The sequence below is a fragment of the Flavobacterium sp. GW821-FHT11G01 genome (assembly GCF_058808175.1).
On record NZ_JBXARK010000004.1, the window covers coordinates 68,525 to 89,521 of the forward strand.

The 20,997-nt window shown below is 34.6% G+C and carries 14 protein-coding genes; 8 read left to right on the forward strand and 6 right to left on the reverse strand.

Going from position 1 to position 20,997, the window contains the following annotated elements; translation table 11 throughout:
- Positions 1–293 precede the first annotated feature (293 nt).
- A complete protein-coding gene (locus tag AC1RRN_RS09165) occupies positions 294–2,630 on the forward strand; it encodes a TonB-dependent siderophore receptor (protein ID WP_492967003.1) in 2,337 nt (778 codons plus the stop codon).
- 915 nt (positions 2,631–3,545) lie between these two features.
- On the opposite strand, the gene pgl is transcribed toward AC1RRN_RS09165, so the two are convergent.
- From pgl to gnd, 3 genes are read right to left on the reverse strand one after another with little or no spacing between them, the layout of a single operon-like run.
- Entirely contained in the window at positions 3,546–4,262 is a 717-nt protein-coding gene (pgl, locus tag AC1RRN_RS09170; protein ID WP_492967004.1) for a 6-phosphogluconolactonase, read from the reverse strand.
- Entirely contained in the window at positions 4,243–5,775 is a 1,533-nt protein-coding gene (gene zwf, locus AC1RRN_RS09175) for a glucose-6-phosphate dehydrogenase (protein ID WP_492967005.1), read from the reverse strand. The genes pgl and zwf overlap by 20 nt, the downstream gene beginning before the upstream one ends.
- Positions 5,776–5,817: 42 nt before the next feature.
- Positions 5,818–7,227 carry an NADP-dependent phosphogluconate dehydrogenase gene (gnd, locus tag AC1RRN_RS09180; RefSeq protein WP_492967006.1) on the reverse strand — a complete coding sequence of 470 codons (1,410 nt, stop codon included), beginning with the start codon at positions 7,225–7,227 and terminating at the stop codon, positions 5,818–5,820.
- A gap of 464 nt (positions 7,228–7,691) precedes the next feature.
- Here gnd and AC1RRN_RS09185 point away from each other — a divergent pair, with 464 nt between their 5' ends.
- The 6 genes from AC1RRN_RS09185 to AC1RRN_RS09210 all read left to right on the forward strand — a co-directional run bounded on the left by AC1RRN_RS09185 (position 7,692) and on the right by AC1RRN_RS09210 (position 16,773).
- Positions 7,692–8,279 carry an RNA polymerase sigma factor gene (locus tag AC1RRN_RS09185; protein ID WP_492967007.1) on the forward strand — a complete coding sequence of 196 codons (588 nt, stop codon included), beginning with the start codon at positions 7,692–7,694 and terminating at the stop codon, positions 8,277–8,279.
- An 89-nt stretch (positions 8,280–8,368) separates the two neighbouring features.
- Complete coding sequence (locus AC1RRN_RS09190) at positions 8,369–9,304, forward strand: FecR family protein (RefSeq protein WP_492967008.1); 936 nt, start codon at positions 8,369–8,371, stop codon at positions 9,302–9,304.
- Positions 9,305–9,433: 129 nt separating this feature from the next.
- Positions 9,434–12,832, forward strand: coding sequence for a SusC/RagA family TonB-linked outer membrane protein (locus tag AC1RRN_RS09195; RefSeq protein WP_492967009.1), 3,399 nt, complete (start codon positions 9,434–9,436; stop codon positions 12,830–12,832).
- Positions 12,833–12,839: 7 nt separating this feature from the next.
- Positions 12,840–14,273, forward strand: a complete 1,434-nt coding sequence (locus tag AC1RRN_RS09200; RefSeq protein ID WP_492967010.1) for a SusD/RagB family nutrient-binding outer membrane lipoprotein — start codon at positions 12,840–12,842, stop codon at positions 14,271–14,273.
- 10 nt (positions 14,274–14,283) lie between these two features.
- Entirely contained in the window at positions 14,284–15,858 is a 1,575-nt protein-coding gene (locus AC1RRN_RS09205) for a calcineurin-like phosphoesterase C-terminal domain-containing protein (RefSeq protein WP_492967011.1), read from the forward strand.
- Between the two features lie 12 nt (positions 15,859–15,870).
- Positions 15,871–16,773: a glycerophosphodiester phosphodiesterase family protein gene (locus AC1RRN_RS09210; RefSeq protein WP_492967012.1), complete on the forward strand. Its 903-nt coding sequence runs from the start codon at positions 15,871–15,873 to the stop codon at positions 16,771–16,773.
- A 130-nt stretch (positions 16,774–16,903) separates the two neighbouring features.
- On the opposite strand, the gene AC1RRN_RS09215 is transcribed toward AC1RRN_RS09210, so the two are convergent.
- Entirely contained in the window at positions 16,904–17,761 is an 858-nt protein-coding gene (locus AC1RRN_RS09215; RefSeq protein ID WP_492967013.1) for an SDR family oxidoreductase, read from the reverse strand.
- Positions 17,762–17,873: 112 nt separating this feature from the next.
- The gene (locus AC1RRN_RS09220) at positions 17,874–18,449 is read right to left on the reverse strand and encodes a Crp/Fnr family transcriptional regulator (protein ID WP_492967014.1); all 576 of its coding nucleotides are present in this window, start codon (positions 18,447–18,449) and stop codon (positions 17,874–17,876) included.
- A 245-nt stretch (positions 18,450–18,694) separates the two neighbouring features.
- Here AC1RRN_RS09220 and AC1RRN_RS09225 point away from each other — a divergent pair, with 245 nt between their 5' ends.
- Positions 18,695–19,339: a hypothetical protein gene (locus AC1RRN_RS09225; protein WP_492967015.1), complete on the forward strand. Its 645-nt coding sequence runs from the start codon at positions 18,695–18,697 to the stop codon at positions 19,337–19,339.
- Positions 19,340–19,385: 46 nt separating this feature from the next.
- On the opposite strand, the gene pdxR is transcribed toward AC1RRN_RS09225, so the two are convergent.
- The gene (gene pdxR, locus AC1RRN_RS09230; RefSeq protein ID WP_492967016.1) at positions 19,386–20,849 is read right to left on the reverse strand and encodes a MocR-like pyridoxine biosynthesis transcription factor PdxR; all 1,464 of its coding nucleotides are present in this window, start codon (positions 20,847–20,849) and stop codon (positions 19,386–19,388) included.
- Between the last annotated feature and the right edge of the window lie 148 nt (positions 20,850–20,997).

The following is a 20,997-nucleotide window of genomic DNA, read 5'->3' on the forward strand; positions in this document are numbered from 1 at the left end:
TATTCGCAATCTCAAATTACTTGCTTTGAAATATGTTTTCACCGTATTCTGGCGCAAATTTAAACTTATTTAGACTAAATATAGGTTATGTTTTAAAAAAAATATTGAATTTATAAACTAAATATTCTGTCTAGTTTATAAGTAAAAAAAGAAAATATAGGTAGCATAAAACATAAACTTTATTTCTTAAGAATAAACTAGAATATTACTTGTTAAACAACTATTAATTTTTATTTTTGCACTGTTTTTATTAATTCTAAATAAAAATAATTACTAACCAAAACTAAAAATCAATGAAATATCTTAGTTTAAGAACATCAAAGTTTTTATTTATTGTTTGTCTTTTTTCAGCTTTTTCTTCTTTTGCTCAACAAAATCATGGAAAAATAAAAGGGCTAATCACAACTTCTGACGGGAAACCTGCATCAGATGTAAATATTATACTTAAAAACTCAAAATACAGTACTACTACAAATGAAGATGGTAATTTTGAGATTAGCAGAGTAAGAGAAAATAATTACATATTGCAAATCTCTCTGGCTGGTTATGAAACTTCAGAAAAAGAAGTTCTGGTTGAAAACAACAAAACTGCTGTATTAAATTTACAGCTAACTGTTTCTAATAAAGAGTTACAAGAAGTAGTGATTAATAACAGAAAGAGCCTTCTTTCTAAAAAAACGCAATACGTTGCCAGAATGCCTCTTAAAAACATAGAAAACCCTCAAGTTTATAATGTTATACATAAAGAACTTATTCAGGAACAAATTGTAATTGATGCGGCAGGTGCAATAAGAAACGCACCAGGAGTTGTACCGCTTAATTATCCTTCTGGCGGGTTTGCTGTCATTTTTAGAGGTTTCACTGTGGGAATTAATTCCCGAAACGGAATGGAAACATTATCAGGAAGATCAACTGTTGGTATTGCAAACGTAGAAAGAATTGAAGTATTAAAAGGACCTTCAGGAACTTTATTCGGTTCGTCTGCTTCTTCTTTCGGAGGCGTTGTCAATCTGGTTACTAAAAAACCTTTTGAGGCATCAGCAACTGAAATTTCGTATACAGCGGGAAGTTTTGGTGTAAACCGACTTACAGTTGACATCAATACATCTTTAACTAAAGATAAAAAAGTACTTTTTAGACTTAATGCAGCAGTCAATAATGAAAAAAGCTTTTTAGATTACGGTTTTAATAAGACGCTGTCTTTTACACCAAGTATTACTTTTAAAGCAAGTGAAAAACTTACTTTCAATATAGATGCAGAGTTATTTAAGGTTAATAGTACCAAACCATTATTTCCAACTGTTACCGCTACTTCGGGAATTACTAATCCGGGAGATATAAAATTAGATTATAAAAAAGCATTGGTACATGAGGATGCTGATGCAAAATCTTCTTCATCTAAGGCATTTGTTCAGGCAGAATATCAAATATCAGATCATTGGAAATCAACTACTTTGTTTTCTTACGTGAATGAAGATTTAGAATATAGTTATCAGGTTTTACCAACCTGGACTTCGCCTACTACCGCTACTATACGTGCAACTCTTTTTGGACCTATTTCAAGTAATTACACTAATATTCAGGAAAATATTAATGGTGAATTTTCAACAGGAATTTTAAAACATAAAATATTAATTGGTACTAATTATAGATATTATACCGATACATTTTCGTCAACACCAACGCCTACAGCTCCATTTAGAACAATTGATGTAACGACCAATTTTACTCCGGTAAGAAGAAGTGAAATTGATAAAGTATTGTTGGCACCGGTTATAAGAGCCGGAAGAGATGAATATACTTTTAGCGGTTATGCATCTTATGTTTTAGGTGTTGCTGACAGATTGTATGCCATGGCAAGTTTGCGTTTAGATAATTTTGACCGAAAAGAAAGCGGAACTGTACCGGGCTATAGTCAAAACTCCTTGTCACCAAAATTAGGAGTTGTATATCAAGTTGTTAAGGATCAGGTTTCTATATTTGGAAATTACATGAACGGATTCCAAAATCTAGCACCGGTTTCACAACCAAGTGGCGAGCAATTGATATTAGATCCGCTTTATGCAAATCAATATGAGGCAGGTATAAAGACGGAATTATTTAATAAAAAGCTAAGTACTACGGTTAGTTATTATAAAATTACAAATGACAACGCTGTAATAAGACAAGCCGATTTAGTTTACCAACAAGATGGAAAACAGGTAAGTAAAGGTGTTGAGTTTGAATTTTTGGCGAACCCGATTCCTGGTTTAGACATTACGGCCGGATATGCTTATAATGATAATCGTATCGTTAAAACAAGCGAGGCAAACAAAGCGATTGAAGGCAATAAAGCTCAGGACGCACCTGAAAATGTAGTCAACTTTTGGGCTTCGTATAAATTTCAAAATGTTTTAAAAGGATTTGGCATTGGAGTTGGAGCTAATTATGTCGACAAAAGTTATATGGCGACTACGAATACTTTTTATATTCCGTCGTACACGATTTTTAATCAAACTGTATTTTACGAGCAATCAAGCTGGAGAGTGGGAGTTAAGTTGAATAACCTGACCAATGAGAAATACTGGAGTTCTTGGGGAGCGCCTCAGCCACCGGCAAATTTCCTGGTAAATTTGACTTTCAAATTCTAAAATTCGGTTCAATTAAAACTAAAAATCACCTCTATTAAAGTATAGAGGTATTTTGTGATGGAAGAACATTTAGGAAGAATTAATCAGCATTAGTTTGCTTCTGTATTATTTAAAAAAGTATAATACAGAATATGGAGAGAAAAGTTGTCAAATAAGTGACAACTTTTTTATTTCATTGTGAGTTAGAATTTATGACAGGAAGAGCCAATCAACAGAAAAGGCAATAATGATAAAAATATTGTGTACGAATACCAATTGTAAATAGTATCCCTTAAAATTGACAGTATAAATTGATGGTATAATTTCGAGCAGAAAGATCCAGCTTATAATTCGTATCAAGGCATTCACACAACCTATAATAATAGTTGTTGTCCATGAAATTTCTGCAAATTCAGAATACCATATCAGGTAATAAACTGCTGAAAAACAAAACCCTAAGCTATGATGCAATATCTTTCCGGCTTGTAATTTCGCTTTTAACGATAAATCAATATTTATAATAGAAAGAAGACTTGTAAGCAGTGTGGGTTCTTGGTAAAATTCGTTGTCTCTTGCGGATAATCCCTTATTGAATATTCTTAGAATACAACAGGCAACCAGCCAGGAAATAAGAATTTGAAAGAGAAGGGACAACATCATACAGGGTGTAGTTTTTACACTTCAAATATAGTAATGTAAGTGCTAAGAATGAAATTAAAATGAAAAACAGTTAGCCTGATCTTGAATTAATAAGTCGATGTTGTATTTTTAAATGCAAAGGAAAAATAGAAGAGATTCTCAAAACCAATTTCCAAATAAATGTCAGTTAATTTATGGAAAGAAAAATTAAATAGGATAATAGATATATACTATTTGTGGAAAAATTAGTTTTATAACCAGTTTATTAAGAACATAAACTGGTTATAAAACAAGTTTCTAATTTGTGCCAGCAGCACTTTTATCTACAAGAAATAGCAATTCACCAGAAACAGGTTTAATCAATTGCATAGGATAAGTCACGGGATTGTATGCTCCACTTGTTACTTCTTTCAATGCAGGTGCTTTTTTCTCTCCGAAAGCCACTACAATGATCTTTTCAGCTTTATTAATTAGTGGTGCAGTAAGCGTGATACGATACATTTTTTGAGGAGCTAAATAATAAGCATCAACCCATTTTTTTTGTTCTTCCAATACTGCCTGACCAGGAAAAAGAGAAGCTGTGTGTCCATCATCTCCCATACCTAACAAAATAAGATCAAATTTCCCTTCATCTCCAAGGACTTTTTTGATGGATTGTTCATAGGTAGCTGCAAAATCTTCAGGTGTAACACCATCTTTGTACATTTCAAAAATGTTTTCTTTTGGAATAGGGACATGACTTAATAATGTCGCATAAGACATTTTTGCATTACTAAGGTCATCATTAAGAGGTACCCAACGCTCGTCGCCCCAAAAAATAAAAACTTTACTCCAGTCTATTTTATTTTTGTAATCGTCAGAAGCTAATAGTTTGTAAATACCTGCAGGAGAAGAACCTCCTGTAAGTACGGCTGTAAAATTTCCTTTATTGGCAATTGCTTTCTGAGCTTCTGCCACAAAAAGATCTGCCGCTTTAGTATTGATTTCTTCTGTATTATTGTAAATCTGTATCATTTAAAACTTCTTCTTTTGTTTGTGTATTCGGAATCCATTTATGTCCCTGGCGAGCCAATAATTCATCTGCTTCTTCAGGTCCCCAGCTTCCTGCTTTATAATTTGGGAAATTGGTTGGTGCTGTAGTTTTCCATACTTGTTGAATGGTATCAATAGCATCCCACGCTTGCTCTACCTGATCCCAACGCATGAAAAGGGTAGGATCTCCTACTAATGCATCAGCAATAAGAGTTTCATAAGCTTCCGGTGACATTGTCGAGCAAGAGAAATAATCAAAAATCATTTCTGCCGGTCTTAAAGAAAGTGACAGACCTGGTTTTTTGGTCATAAACTGCAGCTTGATATCCATTGCTGGCTGAATGTTGATAATCAACCTGTTTGGTGTCATTCCTTCTTTTCCATAAGAAAATGAAGAATGCGGAACTGGCTTAAATTGTATAATAATTGAAGATTGTTTTTCTTCCATTCGTTTTCCTGTACGTAAATAAAACGGAATTCCCTGCCATCTCCAGTTATCCAGATAAATTTTCATTGCTACATAGGTTTCTGTATTAGAATCCGGAGCAATTCCTTTATCCTGACGGTATCCGGGAACTGGTTTTCCTTTTATCTCGCCAGCATCGTATTGACCTCTGACAATATAATGATCAACTTCATCCGGTTTAATGCGGCGAATCGATTTTAAAACATCGGCTTTACGATTTCTAATGTCATCAGCTTGTAGTGAAGCCGGAGCTTCCATAGCTGTCATACATAAAATTTGAAGCAGATGGTTCTGGATCATATCTTTTAAAGCTCCAACACCTTCGTAAAAACCGCCGCGCTCTTCAACGCCAACTTCTTCGGCCACGGTAATTTGAACAAAGTCAATAAAATTACGGCTCCATAAAGGTTCAAACATCGAATTTCCAAAACGGAAAGCCAAAATATTTTGAACAGTTTCTTTACCTAAATAGTGATCAATCCTGTAAATTTGTTCTTCTTTAAAAGTCTGCGAAAGCATTGTATTCAATTCAATCGCCGAAGTTTTATCGTAACCAAAAGGTTTTTCAATAATAATACGATCCTGTTTTGGATTAGCGGCAAGACCTATTTTATTAATATTACTAGAAATTGTAGTAATAAAAGAAGGTGTAATAGAAAGATAAAAAAGACGATTGGCACGTTCTCCAAAAGTCTGATCAATAGCATTTATCTTTTCATTTAATCTTTGATACGAATCTTCTTTATCAATATCAAAACTTTGATACGTTATGTGAGAAAGAAATTTTTCAGTTTGAGGATCAGAAACGTCATTTTTTCTAGAAAAGGTATGTATGTTTTCTAAGACGTAACTGCGAAAATCTTCATCAGTTTTTTCGGCTCTTCCAAGAGCAATAATCTGAAATTTCTCAGACATACGGCCGTCAAGAAACAGATTTTGAAATGCGGGAAAGAGTTTTCTCTTTGCAAGATCTCCGGTTCCTCCAAAAATTACAATAATTGTTGGATTTATATTTTTGATTTTACTCATTTTTGTAGTTGTGTTGCTTGTAGTTGTATTGCTTATAAATTATTATTCAGACCATTGTGTGTGAAAAACACCAGCGGTATCGATACGTTCGTAAGTGTGTGCTCCAAAATAATCACGCTGTGCCTGAATTAAATTTGTTGGGAGATTTTCAGATCTGTAAGCATCAAAATAAGCTAACGAATTCATAAGTCCGGCAACAGGCAATCCTTTTTGAACAGCAAACTGAATAACATTTCTCATTCCTGCTTGATTTTCTGTTAATTTTGAAGCAATTCCAGAATCTAAAAGCAAGTTTGGTAAATCTGATTTTGTCACATACGCTTTTCTGAAATCTTCCAAAATGTTGGCACGAATAATACAACCACCGCGCCAGATTTTGGCAACCGTTTCTAAATTTAATCCGTAATTATATTCTTTTGAAGCAGTATGAAGCTGTGCTAAACCTTGTGCATAAGTCACAACGATAGAAAAATATAAAGCCGATTTTAATGCTGCAATTGCTTCGGTAGTATTTACATCAGTTTCGTTAGCCTTCCAAACTAAATTTTTAGCCGCTTCAATTCTTTCTGGTTTCGTTTTAGACATATCGCGCATAAAAACTGCCGCATCAATAGTAGGAATCGGAACTTGCAAATCCATTGCGTTTTGCGAGGTCCATTTTCCTGTTCCTTTAGATTTTGCCCAATCCGAGATTTTATTGATTAATTGAGTTCCGTCTTCATCTTTTTGTTTCAAAATGTTTCCGGTAATTTCAATTAAATAAGACTTAAGATCATGAGTTTGGTTCCATTCTTCAAAAGTTTTCTGAATTGTATTATCATCCAGATTATAACCTCTTTTCATCAGGTCATAAATCTCAGAGATTAACTGCATAATTCCGTACTCGATTCCGTTGTGAACCATTTTAACGTAGTTTCCGGCAGAACCATTTCCAAGATATTCTACACAAGGTTCACCGTCAACTTTTGCTGCAATAGCTTCAAAAATTGGACGAAGTCTTTCGTATGCTTTCTGATCACCGCCCGGCATCATTGCAGGACCAAATCTGGCACCTTTTTCACCACCTGAAATTCCCATTCCAAAGAAATGAATTCCTTTCTCGGATAATTCTAAAAATCTACGGTCTGTATCAGTAAAATAAGTGTTTCCACCGTCAATTATAATATCTCCTTTGTCTAAATGAGGAAGTAAGCTTGCAATTGCGCTGTCAACAGGTTTCCCTGCAGGAACAAGCAACATTATCGCTCTTGGTTGTTGAATTAGTTCTACAAAATGTTTAACATCTGTTGTTGCTTCAATAGTATGATCAGCATCAGCTTCTTGTTGAAGAGAGTTTACTTTTTCGGTATCTAAATCTAAACCTGCTGCTGCAAATTTATGACTCGCAATATTTAAAAGTAAATTACGACCCATTACACCTAATCCTACAATTCCAAAATCAAATTTGTTCATAGTTTTCAATTAACTAAAATTATTATAAAATGCTTTTTCTGAAAATAAGCAAGAGAAAAAACAGTAATGCTTTTTCATTCAGTTCTTTGCAGAAAAACGAAGTTTGTTGTAATCTTATATTTTAAGATTGAATGTGCTAAGTTAGAGAAAAATGATGAAACATTGGGTCATTAATAGTCCACTTTAAGGCTATGTATGATACTTTTTTATGTGTAAAAAATACATTTAGAGATGCCGGCAATTTTTTATTGAACTAAGGCGAACATGTGAATAAAGCCAACGGATTAACTTACAGAAAATCATCTTAACATTCATTATAGCTTATTTTATTATGATTCTTTAATCACTATCTAATAGGTAGTTTTAGACTAATTTCTCATAACATTATTAATTTAACACAAAGATAAATCAACTTTTTAGGTATTTTTTGTTCGTTAGTTTTCATTTGCTCTTTTAAATCTATTATGAAAAACTATCTTTTGCAAATGTCTGACGAAGAACTCCAGAAATTGATTTTTCAGGAGGATCACGATGCGTTTGCAATTATTTTCAACCGGTATTGGAAGAAATTATATACTTATGCCTTTAAGATTTATAAAGAAGAAGAAATCTGTGAGGACATCGTTCAGGAAATTTTTATCAGTCTTTGGAAAAATTCAGCAAATACAGTGATTCTCAATTTAGAAGCTTATCTTTTTAGAGCTGTAAAATATAAAATTGCCAATCACATCAGAAGTCTAAAGTTTGATCGTGAGCATTTTGAAGTTCTTGAGGCCATTCCTGAACCGGGCTATACTGTGGATAATATTGAATATGTTGAATTCGAAAAGGGTATTATGAACCAGATTGGTCAATTAACTCCCAAGTGCCGTGAGGTTTTTTTATTAAGTCGTATAGAACACTTTTCGAATGCCGAAATTGCAGAAAAATTAAGCCTCTCCATTCACACGGTTGAAAAGCACATCAGCAATGCTTTAAAACAGTTGCGCCTTAACGGGCATCATTATAATTCTCTGATTTTTTACTGGGCAGCTTTTCTTTATGTTAACTAAATAAAAGCAGTTTTAAGAAAACGTTAAGACTACTTTTTCGACTACTTGTACTGATCAAAATTGGTGACTTATCTATAAAAGCACTCATTTTGAAAAAAGAAACCCTTTTGCTACTGGCAAAAAAATACACAGAAGGTACTTGCACACCTGAAGAAAAAATGGCAGTTGAAGCCTTTTTCGACAAAATGCAGGATAATTCAATAATTAATCTGCATCAATTCCCCGATGTAAAAGGGGATATTATTCTTGGAAAAATATTCCAGGAATTACATACCAAAAAACAACCACGAAATTTCAAATTTAAAAGAGCGCTTAGAATTGCAGCGATTTTAATTGTTGCTATTGGAATTTCTTTTTCAGTTGTAAAATTTGCCCTGGCACCAAAAGAAATAATTCAGATTGCTCTAAAAGGAGAGAAAAAAGAAGTCTTGTTGCAAGATGGTAGTATCGTTGTACTGAACTCTAATAGCAGTATTACTTATCCGGAAGAATTTGGTGAAACCCGAAATATCAAACTTAGTGGAGAGGCTTATTTTAAAGTCTTTCGTGATGTAAAAAGACCTTTTATTGTACAAACTCATAATGTAAAAGTTAGGGTATTAGGTACTTCATTTGATGTCAACTCCTATAAACATAGATCTACCAAAGTAAGTGTTCTCACCGGAAGAGTTGAAGTTAGCTCTGCTTCAGGAAAGAAAGTAGTTATTGTGAAAAATGAACAGGCTGATCTGAAACGTAATGCTGATTTCCATATTTCAACAGATGATAGCACCGAAGGGATTGCCTGGACCAGCAACACTATTGTTCTTAAAAACACATCCCTTTCTGAAACTGCAAAAATCATTGAAAACTGGTACAATGTGGATATTACATTTGAAGATCAGGAAATAAAAAAACTTACTATTTCAGGAAAATTTAAAGATGAAAAATTGGAGAATGTACTGGAAAGTATTGCCTTTTTGAAACAATTGAAAATCATTTACCTAACCCAAAACCATATCGTTATAAGAAGAAAGACGCCTTAATATTAAAAAATTAAAAACCCGCCTCCGGTGCAACGGAAACGGGCATTAAAAAAAAGACTACAAATAAAAATTTATAGCCCAATAGTAATGAATACGAAACTACAATTTTTTTTCAATAAGTATATTAAGATGAAAAATCTTTATATACTGATAACATTCTTTTTGACTCTCCATGGATTTGCGATGAGAAATCCGATAAAGGAAAATCAAATTAGCCTAAACCTGAAGGACGCAACAATTACAGAATTTTTTAAAGTGATTGAACAAAAAACAGCATTCACTTTTGTTTTTGATGAAAAAATATCGGGAACTTCTCAACGTATCACGATTTTTGCTGAAAAGGAAAGCCTGGATGCAATTCTCCTAAAAATAGCAGAAAGAACCGGACTTTCTTTCAAAAAAATTAATAACACTATTATAGTAACTAAGAATCTACGTGTACAAATGACTGTACGCGGGAAAGTACTAGATGAAAGTGGTTTTCCAATGCCGGGTGTTACAGTTCTTGAAAAGGGAACGCAAACCAGTACGTTAACCGATATGGAAGGGAATTTTAGTTTTGCAGTTTCAAACTCTTCAGCAGTTCTTACAGTTTCTTATCTTGGTTATCTTTCACAGGATGTTGCCATTAGTAATTCGCCTCTGAAAATTACCATGAAATTAAGTACAAGTGAGTTAAATGAGGTTGTGGTAACCGCCTTAGGAATTAAAAGAGAAGAAAAACGACTTGGTTTTTCACAGCAGACTATAAAATCAGAAAGTTTGTCTCAGGCGAGATCGAATAACTGGTCATCTGCTTTAAAAGGAAAAGTTGCCGGATTGAGCATTATCTCAGCAGGATCAGGACCTATAAACTCGCAGCAGATTACTCTAAGAGGAAACAGATCATTAAGTCCTAAAGGAAATTATGCACTGATTGTAGTCGACGGAGTACCGGTAAATGCAGAAATGACAACCTCGGGTTCAACAAGCGCCTATATGGGGGAAGACTCTCCAATTGATTATGGTAACGGAATCTCTGATCTTAATCTTGATGATATTGAAAGTGTTACCGTTTTAAAAGGTGCAGGAGCTACTGCGCTTTACGGAAGCCGTGCCGCAAATGGAGCCTTGATTTTAACAACAAAATCGGGTAAGAAAAATAAAGGATTGGGTATATCTTATAGTAGTAGCGCCGCTTTTGATAAAATCCAGAGATGGCCAGATTATCAGTATACTTACGGACAAGGAACGGGGAATTCACCAGATGCTCAGGGTAATCAATATTATTCTTATGGCAATTCTGCTGACGGAACCAGTACAAGTGGAACCAGCAGTGCCTGGGGACCTGCTTTTACCGGACAAAATTTTTATCAATACGATCCAACGGTTCAGGGCCAGTCGGTAAACAGGGTTCCATGGACTTCGTATAGAGACAATCGTAAAGATTTCTGGAACACCGGGATAACCTTAAATAATAATATTTCTATACAGGGAGGTGACGATAAAGGATCTATGCGTCTTTCATTAGGTCATCAGAAAAACGAATGGATTATGCCAAACACTGGTTTTAACAGGGTGACTGCGGCAATTAATGCCAATTATCAGGTATCCGATAAAATCAAATTAGGAACTACTGTAAACTACAATACCAGAAACAGTGATAATCTTCCTTCAACTGGTTATAATAACGGTTCTATTGCCTATTTCATGATTTTCCAACAGCCCAATATTGATTTGGATTGGTATCGTCCAATTTGGGAAAAAGGAAAAGAACAAATTCAGCAATTGCATCCTTTTAGTTCTTTTATTGATAATCCATATCTAATTGCTTATGAGGCAACCAATACTTTAAATAGTGATCAGATTGTTGGGAATATTTTTGCCAACATCAAATTATCATCGAACCTGGATTTAATGGTTCGTTCGGCTCTTAATACTTACAATCAGACCAGAGAACAAAAAAGACCTTACAGTATCAACAGATATGCAAAAGGTTTCTATGAAAGACAGGATGTATACAAACAGGAAATCAATTCCGACTTTTTATTTTCTTATAAAAAGAATTTTGGAAACAAGTTTTCTCTTGCTGCTTCAGCCGGAGGAAATGCTATGAGTTACAAATACAGAAGAACAGAGGCAGAAGTAACTGGCTTGGTAGTTCCGGGAGTTTATAAACTTTCAAATGGTTCAAGCGCTCCGATTTTAACTTTGGGAGATGCCTATAAAAAGATGAATAGTCTTTATGGATTAGTTTCGATGTCGTATGGCGAAATGCTTTTTGTAGATGTTACAGGAAGAAATGACTGGACCAGTACATTACCGGTAAAAAACAATTCTTTCTTTTATCCGTCTGTAAATACAAGTTTAATCATTTCAGAAATGGCTGCTTTGCCAAAAGCGATCGATTATTTAAAATACAGATTCTCCTATGCACAGGTTGGTAATGATACAGAACCTTATAAAACACAAAAATATTACGGACAGAGCGCTTTTCCAAGTTCAGCTCAAACGTTAACGGTTTTATATAATGACCATTTTAAGCCGGAGATTACGACCAGTTTTGAGACTGGTTTTGAAATCAGAATGCTTCACAATCGTTTGACAGCCGATGCAACCGTTTATGAGAGTAGTACAAAAAATCAGATCATTGATATTCCAATGGATTTTTCAACGGGTTACAGTGGAGCTGTATTAAACGGAGGCGAAGTAAGAAACCGTGGTATTGAGCTTACTCTTGGTGGAAAATTTATTGATAATAAAAATTTCAAATGGAATGCAAACCTGAACTGGTCACGCAATTGGAATAAAGTAATGGAACTTGCTGAAGGAATCGATGGACAACAGATTATTGGTACAGGAGGAACAGCTTCTATCATTGCAAAAGTTGGCGGAACTACAAGTGCCATTTATGGTTTTGGATTTGTAAGATCACCTGACGGAAAAATTGTTTATGACACAGCAGGTCTTCCGGCATATCCTGAAGAGATTCAATACATTGGTGATGCAAGCCCGGATTGGAAAGCGGGTTTGACCAATACTTTTACTATCGGAAATTTTACCATGAATGTAACTGTTGACGGACAGTACGGTGGCGTTCTTTATTCAATGACACATCACAAACTTGCTGAGCAAGGGAAATTAAATTCTAATAATATGGGAAGGGCAGAAGGTTATATTATCGGAGATGGTGTGATTCAGAATGCTGATGGAACTTATTCACCAAATACAAAGAAAGTTGCTACAGCAGATTGGTATGTGCGTTATTACCGTAGAGCTAATATTGAATCAAATTCATTTGATGCTTCTTATGCGAAACTACGTGAAATCAGCCTTCAATATGCTATGCCAAAAAGATGGCTTAAAGACACAGGATTGCAGTCGGTTCAGTTCTCCGTTTTTGCAAGAGATTTGGCGGTTATTTCAGATTTTCCAATCTATGATCCTGAAACTGCCGCATTAAATGGAGACACTATTCTTCCTGGTGTAGAGACTGGACAAATGCCTTCACCAACAACCTATGGCTTTAATTTAAGTTTGACTTTATAATAAAACAATGAAAAAGATAAAAATTGCAGCAATATTAGTAGTGCTAACCGGAATGAGTATTTCCTGTACACAAGGTTTTGAAGAACTTAATGAAAATCCTAATCTTATAACAGAGGTAAGTCCCGGTACACTGTTAAACCCCATAATTTATGGGATTGCTTCTCAGAATGCACTTCAAAGTGTTGATGTTACTTTCAACCTGATGCAGGTATCATTGCCTTTTCCAAGCATAACAGGCGGACTTCATCGCTATGATGTCAGCAACAACATTGGTAATTCGGCATGGAATAATTATTACAAATGGCTTAATAACATCAGAGAGATGCGTATGGCATCTGCGAAAGCAAAAGATGGTAATTATGAAGCAATTGCCCTTACGCTTAATGCTTTGGTGTATGCTAATTTAACGGATCTTTTCGGGCCAGTTCCTATGACTGAAGCTGCGCGTGGTGAAGACGGTATTCTCTATCCAAGATATGATAAACAGGAATTCATCTATGAAACATTACTGGCAGATCTGGAAAGAGCTAACACACTTTATGATGTCAACAAACCGATGATTTATGCGGAAGATATTTTATTTCAGAATAAAGTTGCCAGCTGGAAGAAATTTACCAATTCTTTAAAAATGAGATTGTTATTAAGGATTTCAAACCGCACCGAAACAAAAGCATTTGAAAAGCTGACTTATATGATCGAGCATCCTGAAATTTATCCTGTTTTTACCACTACGGCAGAAGGAGCTATTTTAAAAGTAACAGGTGTTTCTCCAAATATGTCTCCGTGGGGAAGACCTCAGGATTTTAATCTTAATATAAAAATGGCTTCGTTTTTTATTGATAATCTTAATGTTCTGGAAGATCCAAGAAGGGCCATAATTGCAACAGGAGCAACTACTCTTGTTACGAATGCACCTCTTGGTTATAAAGGAATTACAAGTGCTTATGCGGGTTCAGATTCACAGTTTAAATACAATGCTTCTACATTGCTAAATGTGCAGGCACAGAATCCGATGCAGATATTTATTTTGACTTATGCTGAAGTGGAATTCATTAAAGCAGAAATGGCTCAACGTGGATATGTTGCTGATGCTGCCGGGCATTATATAAAAGGTGTTAAATCGGCTATTGAACAAGTAAAAGCAGTAGTTCCTGCAACTTATTTTGATAATGTACAGGCGCAGTATAATGGAACATTGGAGAGAATCATGCTTCAAAAATATTACGCGTTGTATTTTACAGACTATCAACAATGGTTTGAATACCGCAGAACTGGGTTTCCGGTTTTACCCAAAACAACTGCTATGCTTAATGGAGGAATTATGCCTTCAAGATTCACTTATCCGGACAATCAGCAGATTAAAAACACAGAAAATTATATGGAAGCCATTCAAATGATTGAAGGGGATAATATCAATTCTAAAGTTTGGTGGGATAAATAAAAAATTAAAAATGAAAAAGACAATTATATTAAGTGCTTTACTGTTTAGCGGGATTTTGACAGCGCAGACAACTGTTAAAGGAAACGTGTTTGAAGATTTAAATCAAAACGGAAAAAAGGACAAAAAAGAAAAAGGTATCGCCAGTATTGCAGTAACCAATGGGCGCGAGGTAGTGTTAACCGATAAAAAAGGAAACTATGTACTTCCCGTGGAAAACGATGCGATTATTGCTGTAATTAAACCATCGGGTTATAAAATTGTGGTTAATAAAGATAATCTTCCACAATTTTTTTACAATTACAAACCGGAAGGATCTCCTAAAAGTAAGTTTGAAGGTGTAGCACCAACAGGAAAACTCCCGGAATCTGTTGATTTTGGATTAATCCCACAAAAAGAAACGGCAGATTTTACAGCGTTAGTCTTTGGAGATCCACAACCATATAATCTTGAAGAAGTTGATTTTTTTACCAGAGGAATTGTTTCTGAAGTTGAAGGGATCAAGAATATTCCGTTTGGACTAAGTATGGGAGATCTGGTAGGGAATGACCTTAGCTTATTTAATCCTTATATCCAGGCTGTAAAGAAAATTGGAATTCCATGGTACAATCTTTTAGGAAACCATGATCTAAATTTTGATGCCAAGGCTGATAATATGGCTGATGAAACCTACGAAGCACATTTTGGGCCTGCAAATTATGCTTTTAATTATGGTAAAGTACATTTTATTATTCTTGATGATGTGCTATATCCGGATCCACGAGATAATGAAGGATATTGGGGAGGTTTTACAGAGGAACAAATGAAATTTATAGAAAATGATCTAAAGGTTGTACCGAAAGACAATCTGATTGTAATGGCTTTTCATATTCCGCTTAGTGAGCCAGATGCTAAAGATGATTCTTTTAGAGACAGTGATCGTCAAAAATTATTTGAATTATTGAAAGATTTTCCAAACACGTTGTCACTTTCTGCCCATACTCATATGCAACGTCAGGATTTTTTCGATCAGAAGGATGGCTGGTTGCAAGAGAAACCACATCATCATTATAATATCGGAACAACTTCAGGCGATTGGTATTCCGGAAAACTCGACGAGAAAGGAATTCCTATTTCGGTTATGAGAGACGGAACACCAAAGGGATATGCTTTTATTCATTTTACAGGAAACCAATATACGGTAGATTATAAAACGGCTGGTAAACCACAGGAGTATCAAATGAAAGTTTTTACGCCAAAGGTGGTTGCCAAAGGCAAGCGTACTAAATCAGGTGTGTTTGTGAATTTTTTCATGGGAAGTAAAAAAGATAAAGTGGTTTACCGTGTGGATCAGGGAGAATGGAAAGAAATGGATTATGTACAGGCGGAAGATCCGTCATATGTAGAGTTGGTTTACGAATGGGAACTCTCAGAAGTGCTGATGCCTGGAAAACGCTCTTCAGATCCTGAAAAAAGTACGCATGTGTGGAGAGGAAATATCCCTTCTGATCTTGCTTTGGGACACCATACTATTGAAATAAAAGCCACAGATATGTTTGGTAAAACCCATACGGCTAGCAGCAGTTACAGAATTGACAAAGTAAAATAATCTAAAGACAAGATGATAAGAACAATAAAAATTCTATTTCTTTTTGCTTTATTGCTAACCGCCAGTCATTGTGCGACCAAAACTCAGAAATCTCAAAAACATACGGTTGAAGTACAGGGACATCGCGGCGATCGCGGCAATTTACCTGAGAATACCATTCCGGCTTTTCTAAGTGCAATAAAAAAAGGTGCTGATGTTATAGAACTTGATGTTGTGATTTCTAAAGATCAGAAAGTAGTGGTTTCGCATGAGACTTTTATGTCTGCCCAATATATGTCAGATCCTGATGGAAATTCTATAGTAAAAGAGAAAGAACACGCTTATAATCTTTATGAAATGGACTATGAAAACATAAAAAGATTTGACAGCGGTTCCAGAGGAAATTCTAATTTTCCGGCACAGCAAAAAATGAAAACCTATAAACCATTACTCTCAGAAGTAATTGATAGTGTGGAGCATTATATCAAAACAAATAAGTTAAAACCGGTCAGATACAATATCGAAATCAAGTCAGAAAAATCAGATTATGGCAAAAGACAACCACAACCTGAAGTATTTTCTGCAATGGTTATGGAAATCATTACTGATAAAGGAATTGAAAAAAAGATGAATATACAGTCTTTTGATCCTGTACTTTTAAACGTATTTCATAAAAAATATCCTAAAGTTATCATCGCTTTTCTTGTAGGTGAAGGTACTTTGACAGAAAATCTGGCAAAGCTTGACTTTATGCCGGAGATTTATAGTCCGAATTACAAATTGCTTGATAAAATGCAGATGGATTCACTTCGAAATTTGAAGATGAAAATTATACCATGGACTGTTAATGAAGACAAAGACATTGAAAGGATGTTTGCTTTACAAGTCGATGGAATTATTACAGATTATCCTGAAAAAGTATTGAAAAAATTATGAAGATAATTAGAGCGATTTCGTGTTTAAGATCGCTTTAAGTTTGTGTTCAGTTTGTTTATTTTTTTTTTGGAAAAAGCCTTCACATTTGTGAAGGCTTTTTGAATTTAAAATACTTAGGTTTTTCGTAGTTTTAACTGGTATATTTAGCTAGCCACTTCGCTTTGTGCTCTGCTCTTGAATTAATAAATGCAACATCAGTTCCTTCTGCAATAGCATCAAGAGGAAAACGTAGAGGCCTTGTACCATCAGACATATTAATTAATTCCAGTATGCCATTGGCTATTGTTTGCGGGTCCATATTAAATTCCTGCATTTTTCCAAATAATCCTGCGCCAATAGCATTAAACATTTCACTTGCGACAGGATCATAAGCTTTTATAATTTCTGTGTAATCGGCATTATTACCAGTTTTTACTCCAGTGTTCATTTCAGTGGGATAAACACCTGGCTGAATAGTAACGTTTTCGATATTAAATTGTTTTAATTCATCCTGAAGAGATTCGGTAATGGCTTCCACACTAAATTTAGAAGCTAAATAGGGTCCCATAAAAGGTAGGGAATGGCCGCTGGCGCCTGAGGTAAGATTAATTACCAAACCACTTTTTGCAGCTCGCATAGAAGGTAATACTGCCTGATAAGTACGAATGATACCGTAAAAATTAACTTCAAAAAAATTCTTGATCTGGTCAATTGAAAAAGCTTCAACTAATCCAAAACCTGCTAATCCTGCATTATTTATCAAAACATCTATTTTTCCATATTTGCTAAGTACTTTTTGAAATGCTGTTTGTACTGAAACATCGTCAGTAACGTCTATTTCTACAACTTCAATATTTGGAAATGAAGAAAGTTCTTCCGCTGCCGATTTATTTTTGTCATTTGTAGCACGCATGCCAGCGATTACATTATGTCCTGCTTTTGATAAGGTTATAGCTGTCAGTTTTCCAAATCCGGTGCTGGTACCTGTAATAAAAATTGTCTTTGTCATAGTTACTAAATTTATAATTTAACAATACAAAGATCTATAACACCAGCATTTGTATTCCTTGACATTTGTTTGAAAAAAAAACAAACAAATGTCAAGGAAAAATAAATAAGAATTATTTTTTTGGGTTACGGCGAATTCGTGTAATGGTTTCTGGAGTTATTCCAAGATAAGCCCCAATCATATGTTGCGGAATGCGATTTATTAATAAAGGATTCGAGTCTAGAAAGTTTTGATATTTTTCTTCTGCAGAAAGACTTATGCTTGCATGTATACGGTTTTGAGAAACCATAAAACTCTTTTGTAAAATAGTATTTACTAAGTTGTTGAAAGAGGGAATTTCATAGCAGAGCATCTCAAAATCTTCTTTCTTTATTAATATGATTTCTGAATTTTCGATTGCGTCAATATTGAATTTGGAAGGAGTGTTATTTGTTAAACTTTCACGGTCTCCAAACCAGTGATTTTCCGGTGAGAAATTTATAATATGTTCTTTTCCATCCTTGTCTATAGAGAATGTTTTTATTAATCCCCTACACACAAATGCGTTATAATTCCATACTTCTCCTGCCTCTAGTATAAATTGCTTCTTTCGTATTTTTTTAACTATTGATACAGAATCAATCAAAAGTAATTCTTTTTCAGAGAGTACTATTTTGTCAATAAGATATTCATGTAAGGTATTAAGCATTTTCGACGTAAAATATTTTCTTGTAAATGTACAAAATGAATTTCAACCTATATGTTGTATATAGCTTTAAACGATTTAGATTATAATGCACTTTTATAGTATTTTGTAGTAAAAAACTATTGATACTACTCGGTATAAATTAAGATTTTCAAATAAAACTGGGTTACCCCCTTTCTTGAAGCTGGGGTCGATAGCAATCAACATGCTCTGGTACTTTTGCTTTCTGATCACCGATACACCATAAAATGAAAAATTCAGATGCAATACTATTAATTTGGGAATATTTAAAAACAGGGATTTATATCCTCTTTCAAAGAATAACAAATTTTAGAAACTTTAATACTAAATACTTAACGGTTATTTTCTTTATTGCTTTTCCAATATTCGCTCAGGCACAGCTCGAGCAATATTCTAAATTGAATAGCGATGGATCAATTGAACCCATAATCGATTATTTTGGAAGTAAAAAAATAAGCAATCAATTTGCACTGACTTTTTTTGGACTGACAAGAGAAAAATGGGGACAGGCTTTAATAGGATTGTCTTATTCACCAATAGAAAAAATTGTTTTTTCTGTAAGTGCGGGTATTGAGCAAGGACATCATTCACCCCGATATTCTTCTAGTATTTGGTTAAAGAATGGAAGTGTTAGCTTTCTTGCATTGGGAGAGAAAGGAGATGGTGCCGATAATTATTTGTATAAAGTCAATATATTTTACGAATTTTCGGAGAAGATAAGTCTGGGAATGATGGATTGGAGATACCATGGACTTGGACCCAATTTCAGATATACCATTACAAAATTAAAAGTTACACTATGGATCATGCCTGCCTACGACCATGAGGAGAACACAAGCAGATGCATGTTGGGAATTAGTGTTCCTATGTAAATCGGAGGTTACTTTTATAGTTCGCTTTCCTGATCTCTATTTGTTTTTAAATAATCTGACGGAGAATGGAAAGCGATTGTTCGATTTCTCGCTCGTTAATTCCTGCAAATCCAAGTCTAAGTCCATTAGGGGTAAAAATTTCGTTATTATAAAACGTACCATTTGAAATCTTTAATCCTTTCTTTTCTGCACGGCTGGCTAATTCTATAAGGTTTATTTTTTTATCAAATAAGGCCCACACAGCCATTCCGCCCTCAGGAGTTTTAAAAGTAATTACATCTTTAAAATTAGTATCGAGTATCTCACAAAAAAAATCTCTTCTCTGTCTGTATATTTTGATCGATTTACGAAAATGCCTTTCCATTTCTCCATTATCATAAAGAGATGAAAATGCCTCTTCAAGTAAAGAATCACCTTGTTTATCAATGAGTTGTCTTAACGAAGCACAAGCATTTACAAATTGTGGATCTGAAATTAGAAAACCAATACGAAGTGCAGGAGCAAAGGTTTTGGTGATCGAACCAATATAAATAACATTTTGATTGTGATCTATACTGGCTAGTGGTATATAAGGTTTGTTATCATAATGAAAATCAAAGTCATAATCGTCTTCTATTATTGCAAAACAATATTTTTCAGCGAGTTTAAGAAGCTTTAGTCTTCTTTCCATGCTCATAGTAACTGTTGTTGGAAAGTGATGATGAGGGATAATGTACACCGCTTTTATTTTGTGGTGTTGCAACATATCGGCTAAATAATCAATATCCATCCCAAATTCATCAACAGGTATTCTCAAAAGTTCAGCACCGCTATATTTAAAAATTTCATCTGCTGAGCGGTAATTTGAAACTCCAACGGCAATTTTGTCTGATGAAGTCAGTAATAATTGGGTTGCCAGATAAATACCCATTTGGCTTCCTTTGGTAATGATTATGTTTTCAGCACTGACTGTAAGACCTCTTGTTTCAGAAAGATATCTGCATAATGCCATCCGAAGATGTTCAGAACCTTTAGGATGACCGTACTTTAGAAAGCTCTTTCCATAGAATCTTTTGGATATGCTTCTGTATTCCCGCATTAAGAGGTCTACAGGTGTTAGTCGGACGTCCGGGAAACCGTCATCGATTGTCAGAATTGATTTCTGATAATCCTCAACAGCAAACTTCTCCACAAACGGATTATTCCATTTAAAAGATTCCGGTTTCTCTTTAAAAGGTGAAATAGGATTATGCTTTTTCTTTTCTGAAAGTTCAGGAAGGTTAGAGAGTACAAATATCCCTTTGCGTTCAATAGATTCTGCCCAACCCTGGCTCATAAGTTCTTCGTATGCAACTTTCACAGTATTACGGCTAATTCCCGTCAGTTCAGACAGTACTCTTGTGCTTGGCAAAATATCGGAGGGCTTTAGTGTGCCATTGGTAATCAATTGAATAAAACAATTGCACAATTGTACATAGAGAGAAACATTTGAGTCTCTGTTGAGCTGTATAAGTGATTTATATGGAAGCATTTGTACTATTTTAGATTAGCGATATTCCTCAGATGTCTTAGTAAATTTATAATTTTCTAACTTAATTATTAGAAAATGACGAGCGTATTTCAAAGACAAAAGCTGCTCGCTTAGAAAACGGAGCAGCTTACTGAATTTTACAATCAGT

Excerpts from the sequence above, each read along its gene's own strand:
- AC1RRN_RS09165 (WP_492967003.1), top strand. The coding sequence starts at position 294 with ATGAAATATCTTAGTTTAAGAACATCAAAGTTTTTATTTATTGTTTGT.
- pgl (WP_492967004.1), bottom strand. The coding sequence starts at position 4,262 with ATGATACAGATTTACAATAATACAGAAGAAATCAATACTAAAGCGGCA.
- zwf (WP_492967005.1), bottom strand. The coding sequence starts at position 5,775 with ATGAGTAAAATCAAAAATATAAATCCAACAATTATTGTAATTTTTGGA.
- gnd (WP_492967006.1), bottom strand. The coding sequence starts at position 7,227 with ATGAACAAATTTGATTTTGGAATTGTAGGATTAGGTGTAATGGGTCGT.
- AC1RRN_RS09185 (WP_492967007.1), top strand. The coding sequence starts at position 7,692 with ATGAAAAACTATCTTTTGCAAATGTCTGACGAAGAACTCCAGAAATTG.
- AC1RRN_RS09195 (WP_492967009.1), top strand. The coding sequence starts at position 9,434 with ATGAAAAATCTTTATATACTGATAACATTCTTTTTGACTCTCCATGGA.
- AC1RRN_RS09200 (WP_492967010.1), top strand. The coding sequence starts at position 12,840 with ATGAAAAAGATAAAAATTGCAGCAATATTAGTAGTGCTAACCGGAATG.
- AC1RRN_RS09205 (WP_492967011.1), top strand. The coding sequence starts at position 14,284 with ATGAAAAAGACAATTATATTAAGTGCTTTACTGTTTAGCGGGATTTTG.
- AC1RRN_RS09210 (WP_492967012.1), top strand. The coding sequence starts at position 15,871 with ATGATAAGAACAATAAAAATTCTATTTCTTTTTGCTTTATTGCTAACC.
- AC1RRN_RS09215 (WP_492967013.1), bottom strand. The coding sequence starts at position 17,761 with ATGACAAAGACAATTTTTATTACAGGTACCAGCACCGGATTTGGAAAA.
- AC1RRN_RS09220 (WP_492967014.1), bottom strand. The coding sequence starts at position 18,449 with ATGCTTAATACCTTACATGAATATCTTATTGACAAAATAGTACTCTCT.
- AC1RRN_RS09225 (WP_492967015.1), top strand. The coding sequence starts at position 18,695 with ATGAAAAATTCAGATGCAATACTATTAATTTGGGAATATTTAAAAACA.
- pdxR (WP_492967016.1), bottom strand. The coding sequence starts at position 20,849 with ATGCTTCCATATAAATCACTTATACAGCTCAACAGAGACTCAAATGTT.